Origin of the sequence: Bacillus sp. MUM 116, from assembly GCF_001866655.1 — a bacterium.
Taxonomy (GTDB): Bacteria; Bacillota; Bacilli; order Bacillales; family Cytobacillaceae; genus Neobacillus.
In genome coordinates this window covers 22,342-48,012 of the sequence record NZ_MLYR01000034.1, presented here as the reverse complement: position 1 = coordinate 48,012, position 25,671 = coordinate 22,342, and the positions used below count along the sequence as shown (strand labels likewise).

26 protein-coding genes are annotated in these 25,671 nt (G+C 39.5%); 21 read left to right on the top strand and 5 right to left on the bottom strand.

The window, feature by feature from the left end:
* Positions 1-44: 44 nt before the first annotated feature.
* From BIV60_RS09790 to BIV60_RS09785, 3 genes are all read right to left on the bottom strand, one after another.
* Positions 45-1,649 carry a sodium:solute symporter family protein gene (locus BIV60_RS09790; RefSeq protein WP_071355552.1) on the bottom strand — a complete coding sequence of 535 codons (1,605 nt, stop codon included), beginning with the start codon at positions 1,647-1,649 and terminating at the stop codon, positions 45-47.
* Between the two features lie 2 nt (positions 1,650-1,651).
* Positions 1,652-1,792 (bottom strand): hypothetical protein, encoded by a 141-nt coding sequence (locus tag BIV60_RS29570; protein WP_177177263.1) that lies wholly within the window; start codon positions 1,790-1,792, stop codon positions 1,652-1,654.
* A gap of 86 nt (positions 1,793-1,878) precedes the next feature.
* On the bottom strand, positions 1,879-3,339 hold the full coding sequence (locus BIV60_RS09785; protein ID WP_083402185.1) for a sigma-54 interaction domain-containing protein: 1,461 nt from the start codon (positions 3,337-3,339) through the stop codon (positions 1,879-1,881).
* A 295-nt stretch (positions 3,340-3,634) separates the two neighbouring features.
* On the opposite strand from BIV60_RS09785, the gene BIV60_RS09780 reads away from it, so the two are divergent.
* The 17 genes from BIV60_RS09780 (at position 3,635) to BIV60_RS09695 (ending at position 20,907) form a co-directional block, all read left to right on the top strand.
* Positions 3,635-5,632: an oxidoreductase gene (locus tag BIV60_RS09780; RefSeq protein WP_071355551.1), complete on the top strand. Its 1,998-nt coding sequence runs from the start codon at positions 3,635-3,637 to the stop codon at positions 5,630-5,632.
* 141 nt (positions 5,633-5,773) lie between these two features.
* Complete coding sequence (locus BIV60_RS09775; protein WP_071355550.1) at positions 5,774-6,907, top strand: conserved virulence factor C family protein; 1,134 nt, start codon at positions 5,774-5,776, stop codon at positions 6,905-6,907.
* 61 nt (positions 6,908-6,968) lie between these two features.
* Entirely contained in the window at positions 6,969-7,406 is a 438-nt protein-coding gene (locus tag BIV60_RS09770) for a BrxA/BrxB family bacilliredoxin (protein WP_071355549.1), read from the top strand.
* 63 nt (positions 7,407-7,469) lie between these two features.
* The gene (locus BIV60_RS09765; RefSeq protein ID WP_071355548.1) at positions 7,470-8,243 is read left to right on the top strand and encodes a class I SAM-dependent methyltransferase; all 774 of its coding nucleotides are present in this window, start codon (positions 7,470-7,472) and stop codon (positions 8,241-8,243) included.
* Positions 8,244-8,398: 155 nt separating this feature from the next.
* On the top strand, positions 8,399-8,980 hold the full coding sequence (locus tag BIV60_RS09760; protein WP_071355547.1) for a YpjP family protein: 582 nt from the start codon (positions 8,399-8,401) through the stop codon (positions 8,978-8,980).
* 105 nt (positions 8,981-9,085) lie between these two features.
* Positions 9,086-9,667, top strand: coding sequence for a TerD family protein (locus BIV60_RS09755; RefSeq protein WP_071355546.1), 582 nt, complete (start codon positions 9,086-9,088; stop codon positions 9,665-9,667).
* 80 nt (positions 9,668-9,747) lie between these two features.
* Positions 9,748-10,524 carry a TerC family protein gene (locus BIV60_RS09750; RefSeq protein WP_071355545.1) on the top strand — a complete coding sequence of 259 codons (777 nt, stop codon included), beginning with the start codon at positions 9,748-9,750 and terminating at the stop codon, positions 10,522-10,524.
* Between the two features lie 77 nt (positions 10,525-10,601).
* Positions 10,602-11,789, top strand: a complete 1,188-nt coding sequence (locus BIV60_RS09745) for an HpcH/HpaI aldolase/citrate lyase family protein (protein WP_071355544.1) — start codon at positions 10,602-10,604, stop codon at positions 11,787-11,789.
* Entirely contained in the window at positions 11,740-13,089 is a 1,350-nt protein-coding gene (locus BIV60_RS09740) for a phosphoribosyltransferase family protein (RefSeq protein WP_071355543.1), read from the top strand. Before BIV60_RS09745 ends, BIV60_RS09740 begins: the two co-directional genes overlap by 50 nt.
* 1 nt (position 13,090) lies before the next feature.
* On the top strand, positions 13,091-14,212 hold the full coding sequence (locus BIV60_RS09735) for a cysteine protease StiP family protein (RefSeq protein ID WP_071355542.1): 1,122 nt from the start codon (positions 13,091-13,093) through the stop codon (positions 14,210-14,212).
* Positions 14,209-15,036, top strand: coding sequence for a hypothetical protein (locus tag BIV60_RS09730; protein ID WP_071355541.1), 828 nt, complete (start codon positions 14,209-14,211; stop codon positions 15,034-15,036). Before BIV60_RS09735 ends, BIV60_RS09730 begins: the two co-directional genes overlap by 4 nt.
* Before the next feature lie 407 nt (positions 15,037-15,443).
* Positions 15,444-17,081: a YceG family protein gene (locus tag BIV60_RS09720; protein ID WP_071355539.1), complete on the top strand. Its 1,638-nt coding sequence runs from the start codon at positions 15,444-15,446 to the stop codon at positions 17,079-17,081.
* Positions 17,082-17,084: 3 nt separating this feature from the next.
* A complete protein-coding gene (locus BIV60_RS09715) occupies positions 17,085-18,191 on the top strand; it encodes a toxic anion resistance protein (protein ID WP_071355538.1) in 1,107 nt (368 codons plus the stop codon).
* Positions 18,192-18,207: 16 nt separating this feature from the next.
* Positions 18,208-18,819: a TerD family protein gene (locus BIV60_RS09710; protein WP_071355537.1), complete on the top strand. Its 612-nt coding sequence runs from the start codon at positions 18,208-18,210 to the stop codon at positions 18,817-18,819.
* 119 nt (positions 18,820-18,938) lie between these two features.
* On the top strand, positions 18,939-19,517 hold the full coding sequence (locus BIV60_RS09705) for a TerD family protein (RefSeq protein ID WP_071355536.1): 579 nt from the start codon (positions 18,939-18,941) through the stop codon (positions 19,515-19,517).
* A gap of 110 nt (positions 19,518-19,627) precedes the next feature.
* Positions 19,628-20,422 (top strand): thymidylate synthase, encoded by a 795-nt coding sequence (locus BIV60_RS09700; RefSeq protein WP_071355535.1) that lies wholly within the window; start codon positions 19,628-19,630, stop codon positions 20,420-20,422.
* Positions 20,419-20,907, top strand: coding sequence for a dihydrofolate reductase (locus BIV60_RS09695; protein WP_071355534.1), 489 nt, complete (start codon positions 20,419-20,421; stop codon positions 20,905-20,907). The genes BIV60_RS09700 and BIV60_RS09695 overlap by 4 nt, the downstream gene beginning before the upstream one ends.
* Before the next feature lie 30 nt (positions 20,908-20,937).
* Here the strand turns inward: BIV60_RS09695 and BIV60_RS09690 are convergent, their stop codons facing one another.
* The gene (locus BIV60_RS09690; protein WP_071355533.1) at positions 20,938-21,180 is read right to left on the bottom strand and encodes a hypothetical protein; all 243 of its coding nucleotides are present in this window, start codon (positions 21,178-21,180) and stop codon (positions 20,938-20,940) included.
* A gap of 297 nt (positions 21,181-21,477) precedes the next feature.
* On the opposite strand from BIV60_RS09690, the gene BIV60_RS09685 reads away from it, so the two are divergent.
* Both BIV60_RS09685 and tatC read left to right on the top strand, forming a co-directional pair.
* Entirely contained in the window at positions 21,478-21,672 is a 195-nt protein-coding gene (locus BIV60_RS09685; protein WP_071355532.1) for a twin-arginine translocase TatA/TatE family subunit, read from the top strand.
* 99 nt (positions 21,673-21,771) lie between these two features.
* Positions 21,772-22,509 (top strand): twin-arginine translocase subunit TatC, encoded by a 738-nt coding sequence (gene tatC / locus BIV60_RS09680; RefSeq protein ID WP_071355531.1) that lies wholly within the window; start codon positions 21,772-21,774, stop codon positions 22,507-22,509.
* A 96-nt stretch (positions 22,510-22,605) separates the two neighbouring features.
* Here the strand turns inward: tatC and BIV60_RS09675 are convergent, their stop codons facing one another.
* Complete coding sequence (locus tag BIV60_RS09675) at positions 22,606-24,081, bottom strand: PAS domain-containing sensor histidine kinase (protein WP_071355530.1); 1,476 nt, start codon at positions 24,079-24,081, stop codon at positions 22,606-22,608.
* 337 nt (positions 24,082-24,418) lie between these two features.
* Between BIV60_RS09675 and BIV60_RS09670 the strand changes: the two genes are divergently transcribed.
* Both BIV60_RS09670 and BIV60_RS09665 read left to right on the top strand, forming a co-directional pair.
* Complete coding sequence (locus tag BIV60_RS09670) at positions 24,419-24,670, top strand: DUF2535 family protein (protein WP_071355529.1); 252 nt, start codon at positions 24,419-24,421, stop codon at positions 24,668-24,670.
* A gap of 135 nt (positions 24,671-24,805) precedes the next feature.
* A complete protein-coding gene (locus BIV60_RS09665; protein WP_071355528.1) occupies positions 24,806-25,648 on the top strand; it encodes a DegV family protein in 843 nt (280 codons plus the stop codon).
* Positions 25,649-25,671 lie beyond the last annotated feature (23 nt).

Below are 25,671 nucleotides of genomic sequence, written 5' to 3'. Positions count from 1 at the left end.
GTAATTTTACAAAGGGGAATTTTGGGATCCGAGATTATTTACCCTTACATCGCCAATGTCAACGGGTAGTAATAGAAAATGAATGTAATAATGATAATAATGACACCGCTTATCATTAAATATGCAGGATATTTTTTCGTGATGGCCATTTCTTCTGGATCATTCGCTTCAATCGGACGTTTTAAAATATTTTCTTGAAATTCCCGCTCTTCCTTGGAAATTTCTCCAAATTTAGAACCAATCCAAAGGGAGAATAAACTTAATACGACTCCAATAATAACAGGATTTAAATACACCGGAAGCACAACGCCGGCTTTTTTCAATGATTCCCCAAGAACTACCCCTAAAAATCCCATAATAATACTCCACAATGCCCCATTTTTTGTTACCTTTTTTGAGAACACACTAGCAAAGGCAATTGGGCCCCAGGAAGCAGCAAATAAGGTCGCCGCAAAATAACCAATCCACATAATGGAAGGCGGCTGCCATAGACCAATAAGCAGGATGACAATACTGGAGAGAATCATCGAAATTCGGCTCGTCACCAACAGACGCTTATCTGAGTATTTTTTGTTCCTAGATTGTTCCATGATGTCCCGTGTAATGCTGCTGCCGATGAGTTGAAGGAAGCTGGCACAGGAGGACAGCGCTGCGGCCATAATTCCACTTACGATGATAATCCCGAGCCATTTCGGAACAATATTCATTGCTGCCCAGATGAATACTTTTTCTGTCGGTTTAATATCTGGGTTGATCGTTGTAATCGTTGAAATGCTGATGTGTAGGAACAAGTAAATCGTGATGATGGAAATGGTTGCCCAAACACCCGAGCGAATTGCGACATGTTCATTTTTCGCCATTAAATAACGGCTGCTCTGCCATGGGCTGATGGAAATAACCGCTGACCAAACCATACCTAAAATGACGGCCCAGATAAACGCTTCCCATGGTGCTCCCATATAGTTATTCGGGCCGGTGATTCCATGCCAGCTTAATAAATCCGGGCGCGCCGGATTCGTCGCTGCTTTGACAATCGCATCCGGAAAACCTCCGGCAGAATGAATGATGAACGGGAAGGCTAAGTAAGTGGCAATCGAAAAGATGAAGAACATGATGGTATCATTGACCATAACCCCTTTAGCTCCGGAAAGAACAGTAAAGGAAGCATAGACGACCCACATGATCAATAATGCAAAGGTGTAAGAAATACCGGAAATTTCCGAAAGCAATACAGCGGCACCTTGTGTAACAGCGACCAAATAAGCAGCAATACCAAGAATCGTGGTGATTGCCGCAGCCATACGAACTTTATTGGATTGAAAGCGGTTACCGAAATATTCAGGAACAGTCAATGATTTACTTCTTCTTAAATACCGTCCAAAAAAGAATACTCCAACAACATAGCCAGTTGCATTAAAAATAACGAGGATTAGCAAAAGGATTGGGTATCCTTCATAGGAAAAACCAGCCTCACCCATGAAAGAGACGGTACTTAAAAATGAAGCCACTAGCGTTCCGGTAACCATTAAGGTTGAGCCCTTTCTCCCTGATACATAATATTCTTCAGAATTTTTTACCCTCCTCGAAAGAATGACACCGATGATAACGTACACAAGGAAGGAGACAGTTATACCGATTGTATAAATCATCTTTACATCCCCGCCTTTTCATCTTTCGTTATTTTTGTTGTTGTAATTACGTCTTTTTCCATTCTGCCAACGAAAAATTTAGTAATGAGTCCTAAAATGATAAGTGAACCTCCATAACCTAAACAAAAAAGCAATTCCCCCATTCTGATCACTCCTTGTAATTTGATTGTTCACTATAAGTTAATGCAATTTTCGTGCCAATTTCTAAAAATTCTGCTTACTACAATAATTAAGTCGTTTCATTTGTCGTCATCTGATACTTATGTAGTTTTCTCATGATGGTGGTTTGATTTACTCCTAATGCCTTGGCCATCTTCCTTGTCGATTTATATTTCTTTAACGCATAGGAAAGAACCAGTTTTTCTGTTTCTTCAACGGCCCTTTTTAATGGAAGCTGCTGTAGTCCCGGATTGCTTTCAGGATGAAATCGGTGGTCCAGTACGAGCGGTAAATCTTCAATTCTTATGATCGGTTTATATGCAGTGACAACAATTTGTTCAATAAAATTCTCCAGTTCCCGTACATTTCCACGCCATTCCTGGAGCTGCAGCAATAGTTTAGCATTTTCATCTAATTCAATCTGCTGCAAGTATTTATGATTAAAGTGTTTTAAAAAATATTCCGTTAATACTAAAATATCCTGCTTCCTTTTTCTTAACGGGGGGATTCTAAGCGGGACAACATGAAGGCGGTAGTATAGGTCTTGGCGAAACTTTTTTTCCTCAATCATTTGCAATAAGTCTTTATTTGTGGCGGAAATAATACGGATATCAATCTTCTTTTCGGTGGTTCCGCCAACCTTTTTAAAAGTTTTCTCTTGAACCAAGTGAAGGATTTTTACTTGCAGTTCAAGTGGCATTTCGCCGATTTCATCTAAAAATAAGGTCCCTCCATCCGCCATCTCGACAAGGCCGGCTTTCCCCCGCTTATTTGCACCGGTGAACGCCCCGGCTTCATAGCCGAAAAGTTCAGATTCCAGCAAGCTTTCAGGTATCGCCCCACAGTTCACTTGTATGAATGATCGCTCTTTTCTTGGGCTATTTTCATGAATAATCCGCGCTAATACGCCCTTTCCGACCCCCGATTCACCATGGATGAAAATCGAGGAGTCGAGCGGAGCCACTCTTTCCGCTAATTGCAGGGTGTTGATCATGTTTTTGGATTGAGTAATAAACCTTTGCTGGCCAATAGCTTTTTCAATGATGGCTTCATTCAGATTTTCTTTCGTTAATGCATGCATTGCGGCCAGTTTTCTTTTCATTTCAACTAACTCTGAAATATCCCGTGAATTGCTGACGATCCTATATAATTTTCCTTCTTCATCAAATACAGGTTTGGCTGTCGCGAGGACAGTTTTTCCGTTAGGATAATTTTGTTCATTGGACTGAACTGTATGGGTTTGCATTGCTTTTATCGTGACAGAGTCAGTAATAATTCCCTTCTCCACTAGTTCAAAGATATTTTTATTGATAAAGGCCTCAGGAGGCAAGCCTGTAAAATGTTTGCAGGAGTCACTCACAAATAAAACATTTCCATCAGCATCCGTAACAAAAATTTCATCATAAGAAGAATTTAATATTTGGGTAAGTTCCTTGATTTTTCGCAGTGCTATATCTAGCTGTTCTTGAAGAGATTCATTAAGTTTTTCCAACCGAATAATATTTTGTTGTGCTTTCAATTCATTGATCATTCATCAACCCATCCTTTTAAAAAAATGAACACATTTTGCATCTGAAATAGAGGTTGCTTCTTCCAAAACTTAGTTCAAACTGATTATTTATAGGTGTTGGGCCAAAGTGAACCTTTTTTGCAACGATTGATGCAAAAAAGACCCGCTTTTTTCTTTCATTATACAATTAAATATTGCGGATAATTATGAACTGTCAAAAATAAAGGAAAAATTTCACTGCTTATACGACTGAAGTAGTTTGGCATGGTTTTTGCTAGTTACCTTGTTAAATCGAAACGATAAGGAGTGAGTCAATTTGACAAACTATAAACATTTATTTAGCCCTATCCAAATTGGTCACACAGAATTAAAAAATAGAATTCTCAGTACTGCACATCAAACCAATCATGTTGTTGATGGGATTCCAACTCCTGAAATGACAGCTTATCACTCTTCACGGGCAAAAGGTGGCGCGGGACTGATTGTATTGGAAGCAGCCGCTGTACATCTTTCGGGAATGTTGACAACTCATACGATTGCGGGGTTTGATCAAAGGATTGTACCGGCTTATTTAGAGTTATCGAATAAAGTCCATCAATATGGGACAAAGGTGTTCAGTCAATTATTTCACGGTGGAAGAGAAGTGGTATCAAGCGATTATCGCACTGCCGCATTAGCACCATCTGCAGTACCAAGTTTACGATTTGGTACGATGCCAAGACCGATGAGCATTGAAGAAATAAAAGATGTGATTGAGGGCTTTGCCCATTCAGCGAAACTTGCGAAAGAAGGCGGGCTTGATGGCGTTGAAATCTGCTGCTCGCATGGCTATCTTCCAGCACAATTCTGGTCCAGTCATACCAATCATCGTATAGATGAATATGGAGGGGCCTTCGAAAACAGGATGAGGTTTATTGTCGAAGTGATGAAGCGGGTATGGCTGGAAGTCGGCGAAGACTTTACAGTCGGAATCCGGATGAGTGCAGATGAGATGACAATGGATGGGTTGGATATAAAGGATTCCGTCAAAATTGTTGAATATTTGGTGGAACAAGTACGTGTTGATTTTATTAATGTCACGGCAGGGGATTCCAGTACCTATGCGGGCTCGACGCATATTGTGCCGCCATCCCCAATCAACCATGGATATAATTCGTCGCAAGCCTTTAAAATCCGCATGGCTGGTGCCGTACCAGTGTTTGTCGGTTCCCGGATTGTCGACCCGGTCGAGGCGGAACAAATTGTCGCAACAGGGAAGGCAGATATGGTCGGGATGACGCGGTCTTTAATCGTCGACCCTGAAATGCCCAATAAAGCTAAGGAAGGGAATCACCATTTAATTGATGCCTGTATTGGCTGTCTCCAAGCCTGCATCGGGCATTACCATAAAGGATTAGCAATCGGCTGTGTTCAAAATCCTTCTGCCGGAAAGGAAATTGAAGTGCAAGATTTACAGAAATCACCCCGGGAGAAAAAGAAAGTTCTTGTCATTGGCTCAGGTCCTGCAGGGTTAAAGGCTGCCTTAACATTAGATGAGAGTGGTCATGAAGTGATTTTGGCAGATAAAGCGGATGAGGTCGGTGGGCTTCTGCATACGTTAAAACGTACGCCCATGAGACAAGAGCTTGCAGAAACGATGCTCGATAATTTTATTAAAAAGCTGTCTATCAGCAATGTAAATGTCAAGCTTGGCTGGAATATCCAGCCTGATGATATTAATGGGATTGCACCTGATTCGATTATCTGTGCGGTCGGTTCCCGTCCGTTCATTCCGCAAATTCCTGGTATAAACGACCCAAGAGTACAAACGGTTGACCAACTTTTTAATCGCCAAAGAATAACGATTGGAAAAAATGTCCTTGTCTTTGATTTCGCCGGGGATTGGCCGGGGATGGAGGCAGCTATAGATCTTGCGGAAAAAGGTCATCAAGTATCGTTAATTTCATCTAGGCTTTATATTGGTGAGGAAGTCCATCAATATTTAAGAAATGAATATTTAAAGAAACTTTATCAACTAAATATTAAAATGATTCCTCACTATGATTTAGGCGAAATTAAAGAAAATGAAGTAGTGATTCGAAATTTATTTTCCTATGAGAAAGAATCGATTAAAAATGTCGACTCAATTATTCTTTCATTGGGGCGTGTTCCGAATGTGGAATTGTATGAACAAATTAAATATTCAGCTCCTGAGGTATGGCAGATTGGCGATTGCTTAGCTCCAAGGACATTGGAAGAAGCAACGTTCGAGGGACTGATTACATCGCTTCGAATTGGAATTAAAGGCAAAAATAGTGTAACAGCTAAACCGTAAGGAAAAAGGGAGTTTATCACTACATATGTGATAAGCTCTTTTTTTTTGAATGACCGCAGCAACCATGTAGATGCATCCATAGTGAATTTAACCTATTCATTATGTTAAACTGTTTACAGAAAACAAAGAAGGTGATTCATTTTGAAAATTAAAGCAATTGAGCCAACTCCAAGTCCAAATACAATGAAAATCCTCTTAAATGAAGAACTCCCTATGGGGAAAAGCCATAATTATAAAAAAGAAACCGCTGGGGATGCACCACAGGTAATTCAAAAGGTTTTACAAATAGAAGGTATCAAAGGTGTATACCATGTAGCTGACTTCCTTGCAGTGGAACGGAATGCAAAATTTGATTGGAAGGAACTATTGCCGAAGGTCCGTCAGGCATTTGGTGAAAATACTGATGATATTGCTAAAAATAAAGTAGCCATTGATGAACATTTTGGTGAAATCAAAGTTGAAATCCAGATGTTCAAAGGGATTCCTTTGCAAGTTAAATTAACCGATGGCACGACTGAAAAACGGTATGGGATGCCGGAATATTTTTTAAAGGCAAGGGAGGCGGCACAGCTTCCGGAAGAAAATTATATTTTATTGCGGAAATGGCAAAATCAAGGGGTGCGCTATGGTGACTTTGATCAAATCGGCCAGGAAGTGGTCGAAGAATTGATTGCTGCTTATCCAGATGCCCGGCTCGTGGCATTGGTTGAGAAAGCACAATCAGGTGACACAGCGGATAAAAAAACAGCAGTTTCTCGGAAAAAGGTTTCAAAATCGGATTTAAGTAACCCCGATTGGCATGTACGCTACCAGTTACTTGAGCAGATGGATGATCCTGAACTAGAAGATTTGCCAGTTCTAGAAATGGCTTTAACTGATGAGAAACCATCAATCAGAAGATTGGCAACCGTTTACCTTGGAATGATTAAAGATACGAAGGTCCTGCCATATTTATATAAAGCGCTTAGCGATAAAACTGTTACTGTCCGCCGTACAGCCGGTGATTGCTTGTCAGACCTTGGGTTCCCGGAAGCCCAAGACGAGATGATAAAAGCATTGAGAGATTCAAGCAAACTAGTCCGCTGGAGGGCGGCAATGTTTTTATATGAAGTAGGTGATGCAAAGGCAGTGCCTGCTTTAAAGGCTGCTGAGGAAGATTCTGAATTTGAGGTCAGCATGCAAATAAAAATGGCAATTGAACGAATCGAGGGCGGCGAAGAAGCAAAAGGATCTGTTTGGAAGCAAATGACCGAAGCTAGAAAAACAGGGGAGTAATCTTGATTGCAATTTAGCGATTTCTTATAGTATGCTAACACTGAAACAGGAGGGAATATTTATGTCAAATGCGTATGAAGAATTTATGAAACAAATGGTTGTACCAATGCGCCAAGAATTAACCAGAACTGGTTTTGAAGAGCTGACTACAGCTGAAGAGGTTGAAAAGTTTATTGAAAATGTTAAGGGGACTACCTTAGTCGCAGTGAATTCAGTTTGTGGCTGTGCTGGTGGATTAGCTCGTCCAGCTGTTACCCAAGCGGTTTTGAACAACGAGAAAAAACCGGATCACCTTGTGACGGTTTTTGCCGGACAAGATAAAGAAGCAACCGCAAAAATGCGCGAATACTTTGCAGGTTATGAACCTTCTTCCCCATCTTTTGTCTTATTAAAGGATAAAGAGGTAGTCCATTTTATTCCACGCCACGATATCGAAGGCCATGCAATGGAAGAAGTCATGCAAAACTTAATAAATGCGTTTGAAAACCATTGCAAATAAGGATGTCAGAATGACGTCCTTTTTCTTCTTTATAGAAGCTTATAAACATTAAAGAGGGATAACATGTTTGTTACGACAGCAGGACGAACGAACGAAGAAATGATAGAGAAAGCAAAAGATCTGGCAGAAATCCTTGAAATCCCGTACTTTCCAAGAAAAAAGAAATCAATTAGCAAAGTTCAAAAAGAGGCAGACTCTAGCTGTCTGGTAGTTGGGAAAGAGCGGTTGGAACTTTACAACCAGGAGCATCAAGAGCCGTTTTTCTTTCATCCAAACTCCGCGATGTTTCGGATTAAAAGACTATTAAAAGGCGAACATGATCCACTTATTGAAGCATCAGGACTATCAAGGGGAATGTCTTTGCTCGATTGTACTCTTGGACTTGCATCCGATGCCATTGTCGCAGGCTTTGTCGTTGGAAACGAAGGGGCTGTAACGGGGATAGAAGGACAGAAATACCTTGCTTATCTCGTAAAGGAAGGGCTCCAATTGTGGGATCCCGGACATGAGGAAATCGAAGCAGCCATGAAACGAGTTAGGGTGATGAACACATTTTCTCTCGATTTTTTAAAAAGCCAGCCGTCAGCCTCGTTTGACTGCGTCTATTTCGACCCGATGTTCGAAGAAAGCATTCTTGAATCAGATGGAATCAAATCGTTAGGACATTTTGCGCTACATTACGATTTGAATGAAGAAACGGTACACCAGGCACTGAGGGTTTGCAAGAAAAGGGTCATCTTAAAAGATCATTTTAGAAGCCAGCGTTTCGAACAATACGGATTCAACATATTCCGTAGGAAAACAGCCAAATTTCATTTTGGGATTCTTGAAAAATAACAGCTGAAAGCCGACGGTTTTCAGCTGTTATTTTTTATGGAAATTGAAAAAAATATATAACTCGATTTTTTTCAATTTCCATAAAAAAGAAGTATAATAGTTTGTAAGAATAAAATGGATTTTTGCACTCTTCCATTTAAAAAGGAGAGTTTAATATGAAAAAATGGGTCCGTAAATCTTTCATGGTGATGGTTTCGATTTTGACCTTTGGTCTTGTCTCACCATCCCAATTAATGAACAATATTAATGCTGGGAAACCTTCTGACCAAGCCACAGCACCATCGGGCAGTTTTGCCCAAACACCTAAAATTGCAGAAGAATCGGAGTTTAATCGGGAGCGATTTATGGAAGATCTCCTAAAACAAGCGGAAGAACAATCTTATCAAAAATTTGGCAGCAAAATAAAACCGGTAATCGCTCAGGAATTCCGTTCGATTATTTTACCTAATATTGAAGCAGCCATTACTGAAACCGCTGCCCAATTTCCCGAGGAGGATTTAAGAAATCTTACCATCACCGAACAGCCAAGTGGGGGTCTTTCGGAAAAAATTTTTCATATCAAGAACAGTGAAACAAATAAAGACATCCTAAGGTTTCATGTAAGAAGGGATCAACCTCCGCAACAGGGATACTGGTTTAATTTTCATTATCACACCTATCATGACAATTATCAAAACCACTATAGCCTTGGTTCAATCTATTGGGCAAAAAACACACCGCCTAAATGGATGAGTTGATGGAAATATTTGCAGAGGCTAGGTAAAAAATTTTATTATAATAATTGAAACCTTTTTAAGAAAAACTCGTAAAAAGACTATAACCCAAAAATGGAGGAATGAAAAATGGCAATTAGTTTATCAAAAGGGCAAAAAGTAGACTTAACAAAAACAAATCCAGGATTAACAAATGTTGTTGTTGGTTTAGGCTGGGATACGAATAAATATGATGGCGGTCATGATTTTGATTTAGATGCATCAGTTTTTCTTTTAGGAGAAAACGGTAAGGTTACAACTGATTCAGACTTTGTGTTTTATAATAACCCTCAAGGCGCAAATGGTTCTGTTGTACATACTGGAGATAACCGCACCGGTGCGGGTGATGGGGATGACGAACAAGTAAAAATCAACCTTACAGCAGTACCTGCCTCTATTCACCGGATCGCCTTCACGATTACCATTCATGAAGCCGACGTTAGAAATCAAAATTTTGGGCAGGTATCAAATGCTTATGCGCGTATTATTAACGAAGCAACAGGCGAAGAATTAATCCGCTATGACCTTGGAGAGGACTTCTCCATTGAAACTGCATTGGTTGTAGGTGAATTATACCGCCATAATAACGAATGGAAATTTAGTGCAATCGGAAGCGGATACCAAGGTGGACTAGCAGCGTTAGCTACTGATTTTGGACTACAGGTTGGCTGATAATTAAAACTTAGAGACCCGCCTAATATGCCGGGTCTTTTCTAGGGAAAATACAAGAACATCTGGGAGGAATTTTTTTAATGTCGGTTTTACAGGGAATATTGCACACCTATGCTCAGTTTTTTGAATGGGATATGTGGGTGAAGGTCTTAACGGATCCGGTAAGCTGGGGATTAATTGGTACTTTGATCATTCTTGAGGGATTGCTGTCTGCAGATAATGCCCTGGTGTTAGCGGTCATGGTAAAACATCTGCCCTCGGAAAAACGTAAAAAGGCTCTTTTCTATGGGTTATTAGGTGCCTATGCTTTCCGTTTCGTTGCGATTGGGCTAGGAGTTTACCTTATCAAGCTTTGGTGGGTAAAAGCACTGGGTGCAGCGTATCTTGCTTGGCTTGCGATTAAGTACTTTATTGATAAACATAAAGGCAGCGACGATGGTGAAGAGGAAGCAGAGGGGATCAATCAAAAAGGTTTATTAATCCGGATGTTTGGAACCTTTTGGGGAACGGTCGCTTCAGTAGAATTAATGGATATTGCTTTTTCTGTAGACAGCGTTCTAGCTGCATTTGGGGTAAGTAACGAAGTTTGGGTATTACTAGTAGGCGGAATGCTCGGCGTATTAATGATGCGTGGGGTTGCCGGTGTCTTCCTTGCCCTTATTGACAAAATACCTGAGCTTGAAACAACGGCCTATATTTTGATTTTAATTATTTCTATTAAGATGTTCGCAGGTGTCCTTTTCCATTATGAATTGGAACCACTTTATTTCTTTATTATCTTACTCTTTACGTTTGGTGCTACTTTTATCGTCCATTTCATCAACAAGAAAAAAGAAGTTAGCAAGGAAAATGGTTAATCAGCATATATATTTATTTTAAAGGGGGAGCTGGCGAAAGTCCGGTCCCTTATTTTTATCTGAGGAGTTAGCAAAATATGAAATTTTTCTCCTATTTTTATGATGAAGAGCTGGAGCATCTATTCTTTCAGAAACCGCAAAAATTTAATAAGTTTATAAATCGTGAGCTTTTATCCTATGGCCTTGGCGCCACTCTTTATATGCCGGCAACCCGCAGGAATATCCATCAGGAAATCTTATCAAAAAAACATGAAGGATTAACATCCCTTGTGATCGATTTGGAGGACGCAGTCGGGGACTTTGAAGTAGCTAGAGCGGAAGACAAGCTTGTTGAAGAGCTTTCAAAATTATTTAAAGAAGTAAATAAGCAATTTTTGAGTTTTGAAGATTTACCATTAATGTTTATCCGTATTCGCGACCGCTTGCAGCTTCAACGGCTGAAAGAACAATTAGGAGATGCGTTAAAACTGTTAACGGGTGTGGTGCTGCCAAAGTTTTCAACTGAAAGTGGGGATAAGCTTTTAAGAGAAGTCAGGGAAATACATAGTGATCACCATCCCTTTTATGCGATGCCAATCCTTGAGTCCGCAAAAGTTATACAAAAAGAGACAAGAATGGATGAACTGCTAAAAATAAAAAATCTTCTTGATCATGATCGTGAGTTGATTTTGAATGTAAGAATTGGTGCCACCGATTTTAGCGGTCTTTATGGCATACGAAGGAGTGCTGATACAACGGTTTATGATATTGCCATTTTAAGAGATTGTATCGGTGATATTGTTAATGTCTTTCAAAGAGGGGACGACCCCTATATTGTTTCAGGACCCGTTTGGGAGTATTTTTCCACAAAAGAAAGAATGTTAAAGCCTCAGCTCAGACAGACACCTTTCCGTGAAAGGTATGGGGACGAAGGGCTGAAATTGCGGGCCGAATTAATTGATCAAAATTTGGATGGATTAATTCGCGAGGTCCTCATGGACATTGCAAATGGTTTGACTGGAAAAACGGTCATCCACCCATCCCATATAAAAACCGTTCAAGCGCTGAATGCTGTTTCATTTGAGGAATATATGGATGCCAGTACGATTGTGGAAGCAGCCGGCGGACATGTTGGCGTAGTCCGGAGTGGCTTTTCGAATAAAATGAATGAAATTAAGCCCCATTATGTTTGGGCAAAAAAGATTCTTTTAAAATCACAGCTTTACGGGGTGTTACATGCAGAAGTTACAAACATCGACATTATTAAAAAAGAAGTTTACGTTTAATATTTTGGATTCCATTGAGGTTCAAGTGGAAGTGGCTGAAAATCCTTACGGGCTGCCGGTTGAGAAGCTTTTCACAATGGCGGCAAGAATTAATAAAAAACGTTCCTTTTTATTTGTTAGTAAAGTCATCGGGAAGCATTTGCCAATTGATGCAAATAAAGGGCTTCTGTCAGCTGCATTACTAGCTGCCCAATACTTGGAATCAGGAAAAGGAATAAAATGTTCGGAAACCTCGGATTTATTAGTTTCATTTTTTCGAAATGAACGATTTTCAGGCGGGGTCTTTTTACCAGCGGCAATCAATCCTGTCGTCATTGGATTTGCGGAAACCGCCACAGCACTGGGGCATGCTTTTTTTGACAATTTTCAATCAGCAGATTTTTTCCATACGACAAGAGAAGCACTGACCTGCCGGGAGCCTGAACTAACATTTGAAGAAGAGCATTCCCATGCCACTTCACATCGCTGTTATATTCCTAAAGAAATCATTCAGAATGAACGGGAAATTATCCTTGTCGATGATGAAATGACGACAGGAAAGACTGCTCTCAATATCATTCAATCCATTCAATCTCAGTGTCCGAGAAAAATTTATACCGTTGTTTCAATATTAGATTGGCGCTCCGATGAGCATAAGTTGAAATTCATCCAACTGGAAAAGGAACTAGGAATTACAATCCAAACGATTTCGTTGCTAGCGGGAAGGGTCCAAGTGAAGAAGCTTAGGGAGATTGAAGAAAAAAATAAGGAAATTGAATGGGATAGCCATTTCTCATCCTCAATTGAATTCATTCAATTAGCGCGATTTTTTACAAGCTCGAAGCAATGGACGGAGCGAAATAGGGCGGAATTCATTTGGGAAACAGGCCGTTTTGGACTCTCTAGTCAGCAAAATCAGTCCAATCACCAGCGAATTTCAATCGCAGCAGCATTTTTGCGCGAACAAAGAACGGGTTTGAAAACTTTATGCCTCGGTACAGGGGAATTTATGTACATCCCGATGAAGTTTGCTGCAGAAATGGGTCCAGATGTTTCCTATCAATCTACAACAAGAAGTCCGATACATGTAGAAAACGAGGAGGGGTATGGGGCAAGATTCGGTGTGACCTTCCCGTCACCGGAAGACCCGGAAATCACCCAGTTTGTCTATAATATTCCTCCTTGTGAATATGATGAAGTTTTTGTCTTTTTTGAAAGAGAGGTAGATCCCCTTCATCTTAAGCCGATGGTAACTGAACTTCAAAAATTACAGTTTAAATCTATCAAGTTCGTATTTTTTTCTGGAAATAGAGGTGAATGATATGAATAAAATTATTCAGAGTCCTTTCAAAATTGGTTCTTATCGGGAAGACGATGTTGTATTTCTCCTCAAGGATCTGAGCGGTTACCAACTTGAGGATTCGACCGCCAATCGTGAGTACCGGGTACAGTCAGGTCAGCATTATAGTGAGTCGCTCCCAATAGAGTACCAGCCTTCAAAAGCTTATGTGGACTTATTCTGGCAAACCCTTCATGACTATAAACGAATGGTTGCCTTGTGTATTGGGATTGTTGCAGAACAAATCTATCAGTTAAAAGGGGCAAGCACCGTCCTCTGTTCACTAGCCAGGGCAGGAACCCCTGTAGGGATTTTAATTAAACGTTATCTTAAGCAACGCTATGCTGTCTCCCTGCCACATTATAGTATTTCGATTATCCGCGACCGAGGGATTGACGAAAATGCCCTTCATTATATTCTGGAAAATCATCCAGAGGGGAAAATTCAATTCGTGGACGGTTGGACTGGAAAAGGGGCCATTTCCATTGAACTCGCCAAGGCCTGCCGGGACTACGAAAAAACATATGGTGTGAAGGTGGATCGCCTGCTTGCAGTCCTTGCCGACCCCGGTTATTGTACAACGTTATTCGGAACGAGAGAGGACTTTTTAATCCCCAGCGCCTGCTTGAATTCAACGGTTTCCGGACTGGTTAGTAGGACGGTTTTGAATGAAAATTACATCGGAAAGGAAGATTTCCACGGAGCAAAATTTTACCGTGAGCTTCTGCCCTCCGATGTCTCGAATGAATACATTGATATGATCACAAAGGAATTCCCCGCAATTATACCTGATGCTGTGAAAGAAGCAGCAGAAAGAAACCGCGAAACAATTGCGGCCGAATTTTTAGGGATGCAGGATGTAAAAAGAATCCAAGTCGAATTTGGGATTGAAAGCACGCACTATATTAAACCTGGGGTTGGTGAAACAACTCGGGTGTTATTAAGAAGAGTTCCATGGAAAATTCTAATGCGTGACCCATCGAGCCCATATGTCCGGCACATTCTAATGCTCGCAAAAGAAAAGGGGGTTGAAGTGGTAGTATATCCCAAACTGAATTACTCTTGCTGCGGGCTGATTAAAACAGTAAAGGCGGTGATAAAATGATCATTGCATCTGACCTTGACCGTACATTAGTTTACTCCCAAAGGGCCATTGAACAACTTGGTGTCCCTTTGGGAACCGTATTAAAACCGGTGGAAGAGAAGGATGGATTCACAGTCGGTTATATGACAGAAACTGCATATAATACTCTTTTTGAGCTTTGCCGGCACTGTATTTTTATTCCCGTTACAACAAGAACGACGGCTCAATACAAACGGTTTACGATTTTTGAAAAAGAACTTACCTTACCTTATGCGATTACATTTAATGGGGCCGCCATTTTGTATAAAGGGGAACCGCTTCTGGAATGGTCAGAGCATATATTCTCCCAATTCAGATGGGAGTCGGCTCATAGAGATGAATTACAGGATGGAATAAAAAGGAGCGGCTTTCATATTAATGGGCAGCTAAAGTCAGCTGAGAATCTATTTTTCTATTACATATTAGAAACCAGCCTATCACTTTCCGAACAGCAAAATTTAAGTGAAATCGTTTCCAACTATGGCTGGAAGGTTTCCTTGCAGGGCAGGAAGCTTTATTTTATCCCGAAGGCTATTAACAAAGGTGCAGCTCTTACCTATATCATCAATCGTGAGGAATTACCGGTCCTTGCAGGTGCAGGGGATTCGGTGTTGGACTGGGACTTTCTTACATCCTGTCAAAACAGGATTGTCCCGGCTCACGGAGAACTTGCTTTGATGAATCTGAATAAAACAGCTTCCATTACAACAAGAGCAGGCATTCTTGCAGGCGAACAAATCTTGCAGTATTTCCTAACAATTCTTAAACATTCTTTTAAAAATAAACAAGTAAACACTAGTAAATAATACATAGCTGCTTAAGAAAAAAACAATAAAATGGGGAACCGTTTGCAGTACCGGAGTAAGCAGCAGGCTGAAGATTAGGCTTAGCCAAAATAAGTCTAAGAGAATAAATATGTCAGAACTCATGACATCCATAAGGGTATCCAGTTCCTCGTTTACTTGCTCCATCTTTGGTCGCTTATAGAGAAATCTCATTCGAGTCACCTTCTTCACATATCAGTACTCAATGATATGTAAGGACAAGGAAAAAGGTGAAAAATTAGGAATAGGATTGGGAGATGAAACATTTTTTCGTTGTATTCGTATTAAGAAATGAACCAATGGCCCATCTATGTTATGATGGAAGAGAAAACTAACATAATTTTCTATCTTAATTAAGGCGCTTTGCTTTTAGAGGGAAGGGAATATGAATGAATCCATCATATAACCAACTAAACGTCAAGCAGGTATCCCTTTCATATGAAAATTGGCTCGAATTGATAAAAGAACCATTGAACGCGCGCCCGGATTTTTCATTAGAAAATGGTGCGATTAACATCGGGCAAGTTCTTGGAAGATTCCTTGGTATACCTCTAGACGCAGATGAATATTATAATAATCTTTTTGACTATGTAAATAACGCTGAATTGCATTTACAACTGTTAAGTGAAGATTCATTGAACAAAGCAATTGATAATTCGCATTTTCAATCGATCCAAAAGGTTTTAAATATATATCAGGAACAGAAGCTTTCCATCAATCGTTTTACCGCTTTTCTCGATGGCGAGCAGCTCTTATTAAAATCAACCATCCCTGCCATTCATCGAAAAATAAGGGAGGCCATGATTTCAATACTTGAGCACTTTGCCCAATTTGAACAGAATGGATTAGAAAATCCCGAATTAAGGCGTGTCCTTGTCGATGTGGTGAAATGGTCCATTAATCACTTGCAGCCTGTCTTAGAAAAGGCTGACCTTCAAAGTGACATGCCAAAGTTTTTATGGTATGGTGACTTCAAAAAAAGCCATCAATATTTCTTATATTATTTAATAAAAATAGGCTGTGATTTGGTTATTTTTCACCCGGAGGGGAAGGATGCTTTAGCAGGTTTCATAGATGGTGAGATATTTACGTATCACTACCAAAATACTGAGAAGGCTGAACCCTTTCCAACCGAAAAAAGAAGCAGGAAAACGACGGTTGCTTACCGGGCTTCACGGGAAATTGAATCAATTTTGAACCAAGAAGGATCCGGTCTTTATAAACCATGGCAGTTGCGGGAGTATACCCCGTCTTCGCTGACTCTTCGAACCACATATGATGAGCTTTATCTCATCGGGAAAGAAATTGCGATGATTCGGCCGGATTTTGAAGTCGCAAACGGACAAGTTAAGATCCCGACGATTTTTGCCAAGATCAAGGGTGTGAGTAAAAATCGAAAAGAGTACTGGGAGCGCTTGCATGCATTTTCTGAATCAGAGTATAGCCTCCTGATTCGAAAGCTGCCATTCACGATGCCGGGTACGAGCGATTTCCGCTATCATTATCGGAATGTACTTGATCCTGATGGATTATTAAGTGTAGAAAAAATGATGCAGGCTCATTACTGGCCGTATTCTTTCCTTGCATCCGGCCTGCAAAAGGGAATTGCCCATGCAGTAAGAAGAATTTGCGATAAGCCTGATCTAAAACCGCTTCATGGTGAAAGTGAAGAAGAAGTAATAATTTATTTGTTCAGCCAGGCGATGCATATGCCAAAAAGCTTAATTCAGCTATTGGAGAGGTTTGACTACTCACAGCAGGTGCCGAAAATCATTGTTTACAATAATGAACATGCCGGAATGTTTTCAAGATCTGATGCTGCACTTTTACTGCTTCTTAACCATTTTGGAATCGATATTATGATTTATAATCCACCGGGTCATAACGATATTGAAAATTATCTTGATGAAAGTCTTTATGATACCCACTGGCTTGATGAGGTGGTTTTTGATTTGGAATATAAAGAACCATCGATTTTAAAAAGAGTTCTTTTTCAAGGGATATTAAAAAATTTAAGGGGAGATTAACAAGTGGACCAATCACTAAATCCTTCCGGAAGCTTGACAACTACTGCTACGGATGATCAACTTTTGGAAACAAAGGTATCTGATATAAAGCTTGCACTTCGCAAAGAACCGGAAATTCAAAATCTGGCCCACGCAATCGATGAACGCGACCAGATTCAAATCTTGGAATTTGGGAAAGAGCCGGCAGTGCAAATTTCCCGTTTTTCTGATCAAATTTTAGGTAATATGCGGACGACAAAGGTTGAAGATTCTGGTGAGCTTCTAAAACAGCTGGGCCGAATCATGGATAAATTTGATGCCAAGGATTTTCAAAAAACATCAAACGGATTTTTCGGCAAGCTTTTCAAAAAAGGCGAAAAAATGGTAGAAAAGCTGTTTGGAAAATACCAGACGATGGGTCAGGAAATTGATAAAGTCTATGTGGAAATTTCCAAATACCAAAAAGAGATGGCTGATTCAACCAACATGCTAGAGCAAATGTATGAGCAAAACTATCAATATTATTTAACACTGGAAAAATATATTGTTGCCGGCGAACTGAAGGTAGAAGATTTGAAAAACAATCAGTTGCCACAGCTTGAAGCGCGCGCAGCATCGGGTGACCAGCTTGCTTCCATGCAATTGGATTCACTCCGAAATTCAATCGAATTATTGGAGACTCGTATTTATGATTTAGAAATGGCAAAAATGGTTTCCTTGCAAACCGCACCGCAAATCCGCCTGTTGCAGCGAGGAAACACAAAGCTGATTGGCAAAATCAACTCTGCGTTTGTAACAACGATTCCCATTTTTAAAAATGGCTTAATCCAAGCGGTTGCCGCAAAAAGGCAAAAGCTGGTCGCTGACTCGATGAGCGAGCTTGATCGTCGCACAAATGAGATGCTCTTGAAAAATGCCCAAAACATTTCTCAGCAAAGCGTCGATATAGCAAGACTTGCCGGCGGGCCAAGCATTAAGATTGAAACTGTCGAAGAGTCATGGAATATTATCATCAAAGGAATGCAGGAAACAAAAGCAATCGAAGAAGAAAACAAACGCCTGCGTGAAGAAGGAACAAGACGTTTAGAACAGCTGCAGGATAACTTTAAAAAGATTAAAATACAAAGCTAACTATGAGGTGATGGAAATGGCAATTAATTTGCAAAAAGGCCAAAGGGTGGATTTAACAAAATCAAATCCAGGATTAACAAAAATCTTGGTGGGTTTGGGCTGGGACCCTGTTAAAACCGGTGGGGGCGGTTTATTTGGTTCCTTATTCGGCGGCGGAGGCAGCTCAGCGAATGTTGACTGCGATGCATCGGTCATCATGCTTGGCGAGAACGATAAGCTGCAAAATAATAATGATGTCGTTTATTTTGGGAATTTAAAAAGCAGGGACGGCAGTGTACAGCATACCGGTGATAACCTAACTGGTGACGGGGATGGCGACGATGAGCAAATTATCATTGACTTAAGCCGTGTACCTGCTAATATCCAAAAGCTTGTTTTTGTCGTTAATATTTATGATGCAGTAAAAAGGAAGCAGCATTTTGGAATGATTCAGAATGCATTTATTCGAATTGAAAATTCCAGCAACCATACAGAATTACTGCACTATAGCTTAACAGACAACTACAGCGGGAAAACCTGTCTTGTTGTAGGGGAAATCTACCGTCACGGCAGCGAATGGAAGTTTGGTGCTGTTGGAAACGGCACAAATGCAGGCAGTCTCGGTGAAGTTGTCCGTTCTTTTAGTTAGGCTGTGTTAAAGGTCAATGTTGATTTTTAAAACAATGTTGATTGGAGCGGAAATCAACAACCGAGATTAACAGTGCTTTTAGTTAAAAAGATTAAATAGTTAGCGATGAGGTGATTCGTTTGGGTATTAACTTAGCAAAAGGACAAAGAATTGATCTTACAAAAACAAACCCGGGGTTAACAAAGGCGATTATTGGTCTTGGCTGGGATACAAACCGCTATAGCGGAGGACATGATTTTGACCTGGATGCTTCTGCTTTTTTAACAGATGCAAACAACTGTGTCGTCAATGATATCGATTTTATTTTTTACAATAACTTAGTTCATCCATCCGGCGGTGTTGAGCATACCGGTGATAACCGTACCGGCGAAGGTGAGGGGGATGACGAACAAATCAAGATTGATTTTAGTAAAATTCCATCGAGTATTCACCGGATTGCGATTACTGTAACGATTCATGATGCTGAGGTAAGAAACCAAAATTTCGGACAAGTTTCGAATGCTTTTGTAAGAGTAGTCGATGAGGAGAGCGACCGCGAGATTTTACGTTTTGATCTTGGCGAAGATTTCTCTGTTGAAACCGCCATCGTCGTCTGTGAACTCTATCGACATAACAGTGAATGGAAATTCAACGCTATTGGGTCTGGTTTCTCAGGCGGTCTTGCTGCACTTTGCCGGAACTTTGGGTTGGAAGTATAGGAGTCGTCTTTTTTGACGGCTCTTTTTATGTTTTTTATTTTGCCATCTTTAAAAATGACCAAGTCATTGTTAAAATATAAAAATGATGTCCGGACAAAGGAGTGTAAAAATTGAAGCAATATTTGCAGCTATGTGAGCATGTTCTAAACAACGGTACCGTCAAAGGAGACCGCACCGGTACTGGTACAATCAGCACCTTTGGCTATCAAATGAGATTTAATTTGGAAGAAGGATTTCCACTTTTAACAACTAAAAAACTTCATATCAAATCAATTATCTATGAACTACTTTGGTTTTTAAAAGGAGATACAAACGTTAAGTATCTTCAAGAGCATGGGGTACGCATTTGGAACGAGTGGGCCGATGAAAGCGGAGAACTAGGCCCGGTTTATGGCCATCAGTGGCGTTCATGGACAGGTGCAGACGGAAAAACGGTCGATCAAATCAGTGAATTAATCCAGCAAATCAAAACCAACCCAAATTCAAGAAGACTTCTTATCAATGCATGGAACGTGGCTGAAATAGATAACATGGCCCTGCCGCCTTGTCATTGCATGTTTCAGTTTTATGTAGCCGACGGAAAGCTATCATGCCAGCTCTACCAACGATCTGCGGACGTCTTCCTTGGGGTGCCGTTTAACATCGCATCCTATGCTTTGTTAACCCATATGATTGCCCATGTATGCGGCCTAAAAGTGGGTGAATTTATTCATACATTTGGCGACGTACATATTTACCAAAACCATTTGGAGCAGGTGAATCTGCAAATGAGTCGGGAACCGCGCCCACTGCCACAAATAAAAATCAATCCGGATGTAAAAGATATCTTTGGGTTCGAGTATGAGGATTTTACCTTAGAAGGCTATGACCCACATCCACATATTAAAGGGGTGGTAAGCGTATGATTTCCTTCCTAGTAGCGATGGATGGTAAAAGAGTGATCGGCAAGGATAATCAATTGCCTTGGCACCTTCCTGAGGATTTAAAATATTTTAAAAGAGTCACAATGGGCCACCCAATCGCAATGGGGCGAAAAACACATGAGTCGATTGGGCGAGTCCTGCCTGGGAGAGAAAATATCGTGATTACACGTCAGCAGAATTATCAGGCAGAGGGTTGCAAAATGTTTTACTCCGTAGAGGATTTCGTTGACTACTGCCGTAAGCAAGACGAAGAAATCTTCATCATCGGCGGGGCAGAAATTTTTAAAGAAACCTTCAAATCCGCTGACCGATTATACATCACGGAAATTCATGCGGAATTTGAAGGAGATACCTACTTCCCTGAATTCAACACATCAGAATGGAATCTCATTTCTTCGGAAAAGGGGATAAAAGATGAAAAAAATCCCTTCGATTATGAATTTAAAGTGTATGACCGAAAAAATTAACCGCTAAAAAAGCACCAGTTCGCTGGTGCTTTAAAAAGAATAGGTTCCATTGATTTCGTATTCTGTTAATTTGGCAAGCATGCCTCTGAATTCATGTGGGTAACAGAATTCCTCTTCGTGAAAATACGTTTTGACCCATTGAATTAATTCTTTCGGGCTATTAAAATATTCTCCACTTCGATCACTTTTGCGAATCGTATATCTTCCATTGTCATCATCAAGGGTTACCTCAACTGGAAGGGCACCGTCAAAACAGCAAAGAGAAAATTCCATCAAATCACATCCAATTCATTGAATTTATAATTTGTGGCTTTAACACAAATTATAATCCAGAGAGTGTGCAATAGTCAAAATATTTTAAATATTAGGCAAGTTGTATTGTACATTGACTTGAAGAATAGTTATTGTTAAATTGACTATAGTGAATGATTAGCCTTGTATAGTTATTTTGTTAAATTTTGAATAAAAATGTGAATTTATTATGAATTCTTCCGATGAATGAATTCAAATTAGCTTTTTAACACTATAATTGTATTAGTATTGAACATCTGAAAAAGAGGAGGTTATTCCATGTTATCAAATATTGGAATTCCTGGTTTAATCTTAATATTAGTGCTTGCCTTAATTATTTTTGGTCCTAAAAAATTACCGGAAATCGGTCGTGCCTTTGGACAAACGTTAAAGGAATTTAAGAAATCAACACGTGAACTGGCCGATGATGTCATGCCAGATATTGATGAGGAAAAGAAAAAATTGACTAAATAAGGTGTAAGATAACGTGTCTTGCACCTTTTTCTACTTTTCATAAAATGCTTAATATATTGCAAAATAATTTTTCAACCTTTGAAATTGGCAGGGGAGTTTATGGACGATAAAGAATTGCAGTTAGTCGATCATTTGGAAGAATTACGCAAGCGGATTATTATCACCGTGCTTGCATTTCTTGTTTTTTTTATTGCTGCATTTATTTATGTAGATGATATTTATAAATGGTTTGTCCGTGGCCTTGATATGAAATTGATGGTTCTCGGTCCGAGTGATATTATCAGAGTTTATTTTATGCTTGCAGGTGTAGTGGCTGTTGCCGGAACGATTCCGGTTTTAGCTTTGCAAATTTGGCTGTTTGTAAAACCCGCATTAAGACCGGTGGAAAGAAGGGTCACTCTTTCCTATATACCTGCATTATTTTTGTTATTTATTATCGGTCTTTGCTTTGGCTATTTTGTCATTTTCCCAATGGTCTTTAAATTCTTGATTGGGATTGGCGGAGACATGTTTGTCACCAATTTCACCGCCGACCGCTATTTCAGTTTTATCATGAATATGACATTACCGTTTGGTGTTTTGTTTGAATTGCCGCTTGTCGTGATGTTCTTAACATCCCTTGGGATTATCAATCCATTTGTACTATCAAAAATTCGTAAATATGCTTATTTTGTTTTGATTGTTATTGCAGTAGTCATTACGCCCCCAGACTTTATGTCCGACTTTGTCGTAACACTGCCGCTCTTACTACTTTATGAAATCAGTATTAATTTATCGAAGTTCGTTTATCGGAAAAAAATGAAGAAACAGCAGGAAGAGGAATTAGTGGAAGCGTAAAAAACGACCTTAAGAGCGTTCTTAAGGTCGTTTTTTATAGTACAAGAATTTATTAATTGCTTTGAGAATGGTCCAGCTCCGGCGCCTGCTCTTTTCTTATTTAATTGGTAGAATTACTGCGATAGATGTTCCTTTTTCACCACTATCAATTTGAATTTTGCCATGGTGGTTTTCGATGATTTTCTTACTTATCAATAATCCGAGACCGGTTCCTTTTTCTTTCGTTGTAAAAAAAGGCTCGCCGATTCGTTTTAAATGCTCGGGAGGAATTCCGCTTCCCGTATCAATACAGCGAATAATGATCTCATTTTGATTCATACATTCTGATTGTATCGAAATTTTCCCGCCAGAAGGCATAGCTTCAAGCGAATTTTTAAGGAAATTAATAAATACTTGTTTCAATTGATTTTCATCACAAATGATTTCTGGAAGGGTGGGGGAATAGACCGTTTCAATTTGAACATTCGTCATAATCGCCTGTGTATTAATGAGTGTTTTCACGCCTTCGATTAATTCCCTAATATTCGTTTTTACTGTTTTCATTGCTTGTGGCTTTGCAATTACTAATAATTCAGTTAAAATCATTTCAATTCGATTAATTTCAGAATGAATAATATCGAGATAATCCTTCTGCTCGTGGTTCACATTCAATAATTGTAGGAATCCTTTGATAGCGGTTAACGGATTTCGTACCTCATGGGCTATTCCAGCCGCCAGTTGTCCGGCAACGGAGAGTTTTTCTGAATTGATTAAAAGCTCCTCTGTTCGTTTCCTATCTAAATCTGCATTAATTCGTTCGGAAATATCTCGTAATACAGAAATCACTCGCACTTCTTTATTACTATTACGATATGGATTGCTAAGAATCTCCATATAAATAAAACTGCCATCTTTTTTCCTCACGCGGTAAGTATCCATTGATTTAGGCTGAATGTGGACTGCATTCTGATAATTAAAAAGATAGCGGTCAAAATCATCCCTATGAATATATTCTAAGGAGGATTTGCCGACTAGTTCTGAAGGTGTGTGTCCAAGAATTTGTTCGCAAACAGGGGATACATAAATGAAATTTCCAACAATATCTGTTTGAGCAATCATGTCCATTGAATTTTCCGTTAAAATACGGTAAAGCTCTTCACTGTCCTTTAATCGCTGTTTCTTTCGTTTGATCTCTGTTATATCCTTGGCTACTCCATAAACACCAATAATTTCATTATTGACGGAAATCGGCAAATTGGTCACATTTAAATCAACACTTTGACCATTCTTTTGAATTATTTTACAATCGTAATTTTGAAAGCTGCCTTCTAAAGCTTGGTAAAAGTAAGCCGAAACCTTCGCTACATCTTCAATCGCACTGACCTCAGTAAATTTTTTTTTCGCAATTTCTTCTTGGCTATATCCTGTTATTTGCTCACAGGCCGGATTAAGAAATACATAATAACCAGATAAATCAATAGCAAATAAGGCATCCGAGTTGCAGGCAAATAGGGATTGATAGCTATTTAATCCATCTTTTAAATGTTTTTCTAATATATTTCTTTTCTCGATTAGGATTGCAGAACTGTCCATTTTCTTTCTACCCAGTTCCTTTCGATTTATCTACTATTATAATTATATTAATTTTTATTAAGTTATTTTTCAAGTGAATTTCCATACTTTTGGCTTATGAATTGGAAAAATAACGGAAAAAACCTGACGGGAGATAGCCCAATTAAATATAAAAAATATTGTTTTGTTGTCATACTAACTCAAAACAGAAAAACAATATACGATTTGTTATGTATTTTTTCGCAAGCACTTTCCAGTAAAAAATTCACAAATATTTTTCTGTACAGGCACAATTAGACACATTTCGCGGTTGGGAAGGTGTATAATATAAACAAACGGGTAAAAAGGATTGATATTTTTGTTATTAAAAAGCCTAGAGTTCAAAACAATTGTTGGACAGAAGGTTAAAGTCATGGAGATTCCTGTATTGGAGAAAGATAGCCCTTTTAAATTTATGATCCAAGTCCGTTTACAGACGTTCATCACGTCCATCTACAATGAGCCAAGCCCAAAAAAATGCTACTCCTTTAGAGAGTATCTGAAAAAGGTCATCAAGTGGCCGGATTATGAAAAACTATTTAAAGTGGATGAATTAAAAAACAATGCATAATTGATTTCGAGCGCCGGCTTGCCGGTGCTCTTTTATTTTGGAAAAAACTACTTCATTAAAAGAAAATGAGAATCTTATTCCCTTCAATAGCCCTAAACTGTATAATCAAAGCAGTAGGAATGGGGAAGTGACTGAATGAGTAAAATTAAAATTGTAACAGATTCAACCATGGACATGCCTCAAGAAATGCTCGATCAACTTGAAATTGAGATTGTGCCATTGGCTATTACGATAAATGGAGAAACATACCTGGACCGGGTAGAATTAGATCCGGCTGATTTTATTAAAAATATGAATAAATCCGAAGAACTGCCAAAAAGTTCGCAGCCATCAACAGGAGCCTTTCTTGAAGTTTATGACCGTTTAGGTAAAGAAGGCTATGAAGTGCTTTCCATCCACATGACGGGCAAAATGAGCGGAACCGTCCGTTCCGCGGAAAGTGCTTCGCAGATGACGAAAACAAATGTAACCGTTATAGATTCCAAGTTTATTTCAAAAGCCCTTTCCTTCCAAGTAAGAGAAGCCGCAGAGATGGCTCAACAGGGAAAAAGCATGAAGGAAATTTTGAATCGTCTGGAAACAGTCCAAAATCATACTAAACTTTACATTATGGTCGATACGTTAGAGAATCTTGTAAAAGGCGGCAGGATTGGCAAAGGAAAAGCGTTTATTGGTTCCTTGTTAAATATTAAACCGATTGCTTCACTTGAAGGAGCCGAATACACACCGGTAACAAAGGTACGGAGTTACTCCCAGGTGGTTAAGTTTTTTGCTAAACAATTTGCTGAAGACGTAAAAGGAAAAACCATTCGCCGAGTCGGAATCGCTCATGCCGAGGCCCATGGACTTGCAGCTAAAATAAAAGAAAGTATTGCCGAAATGACCGGCTTTCAAGATGTGGAAATTGATTATACCAATCCAACTGTTAGCACACATACCGGCCCAGGTGCCCTTGCTTTAATGTATTACTATGAATAATGAATGATAAATTGGATGGTGCT

What these genes read in the sequence shown, in the direction of transcription:
- BIV60_RS09730 (WP_071355541.1), top strand. Translation starts at nt 14,209, where the DNA reads ATGATCATTGCATCTGACCTTGACCGTACATTAGTTTACTCCCAAAGG.
- BIV60_RS09690 (WP_071355533.1), bottom strand. Translation starts at nt 21,180, where the DNA reads ATGGAATTTTCTCTTTGCTGTTTTGACGGTGCCCTTCCAGTTGAGGTA.
- tatC (WP_071355531.1), top strand. Translation starts at nt 21,772, where the DNA reads ATGGACGATAAAGAATTGCAGTTAGTCGATCATTTGGAAGAATTACGC.
- BIV60_RS09760 (WP_071355547.1), top strand. Translation starts at nt 8,399, where the DNA reads ATGAAAAAATGGGTCCGTAAATCTTTCATGGTGATGGTTTCGATTTTG.
- BIV60_RS09785 (WP_083402185.1), bottom strand. Translation starts at nt 3,339, where the DNA reads ATGATCAATGAATTGAAAGCACAACAAAATATTATTCGGTTGGAAAAA.
- BIV60_RS09770 (WP_071355549.1), top strand. Translation starts at nt 6,969, where the DNA reads ATGTCAAATGCGTATGAAGAATTTATGAAACAAATGGTTGTACCAATG.
- BIV60_RS09750 (WP_071355545.1), top strand. Translation starts at nt 9,748, where the DNA reads ATGTCGGTTTTACAGGGAATATTGCACACCTATGCTCAGTTTTTTGAA.
- BIV60_RS09710 (WP_071355537.1), top strand. Translation starts at nt 18,208, where the DNA reads ATGGCAATTAATTTGCAAAAAGGCCAAAGGGTGGATTTAACAAAATCA.
- BIV60_RS09745 (WP_071355544.1), top strand. Translation starts at nt 10,602, where the DNA reads ATGAAATTTTTCTCCTATTTTTATGATGAAGAGCTGGAGCATCTATTC.
- BIV60_RS09665 (WP_071355528.1), top strand. Translation starts at nt 24,806, where the DNA reads ATGAGTAAAATTAAAATTGTAACAGATTCAACCATGGACATGCCTCAA.
- BIV60_RS29570 (WP_177177263.1), bottom strand. Translation starts at nt 1,792, where the DNA reads ATGGGGGAATTGCTTTTTTGTTTAGGTTATGGAGGTTCACTTATCATT.
- BIV60_RS09740 (WP_071355543.1), top strand. Translation starts at nt 11,740, where the DNA reads ATGCAGAAGTTACAAACATCGACATTATTAAAAAAGAAGTTTACGTTT.
- BIV60_RS09675 (WP_071355530.1), bottom strand. Translation starts at nt 24,081, where the DNA reads ATGGACAGTTCTGCAATCCTAATCGAGAAAAGAAATATATTAGAAAAA.
- BIV60_RS09735 (WP_071355542.1), top strand. Translation starts at nt 13,091, where the DNA reads ATGAATAAAATTATTCAGAGTCCTTTCAAAATTGGTTCTTATCGGGAA.
- BIV60_RS09720 (WP_071355539.1), top strand. Translation starts at nt 15,444, where the DNA reads ATGAATCCATCATATAACCAACTAAACGTCAAGCAGGTATCCCTTTCA.
- BIV60_RS09790 (WP_071355552.1), bottom strand. Translation starts at nt 1,649, where the DNA reads ATGATTTATACAATCGGTATAACTGTCTCCTTCCTTGTGTACGTTATC.
- BIV60_RS09755 (WP_071355546.1), top strand. Translation starts at nt 9,086, where the DNA reads ATGGCAATTAGTTTATCAAAAGGGCAAAAAGTAGACTTAACAAAAACA.
- BIV60_RS09695 (WP_071355534.1), top strand. Translation starts at nt 20,419, where the DNA reads ATGATTTCCTTCCTAGTAGCGATGGATGGTAAAAGAGTGATCGGCAAG.
- BIV60_RS09765 (WP_071355548.1), top strand. Translation starts at nt 7,470, where the DNA reads ATGTTTGTTACGACAGCAGGACGAACGAACGAAGAAATGATAGAGAAA.
- BIV60_RS09685 (WP_071355532.1), top strand. Translation starts at nt 21,478, where the DNA reads ATGTTATCAAATATTGGAATTCCTGGTTTAATCTTAATATTAGTGCTT.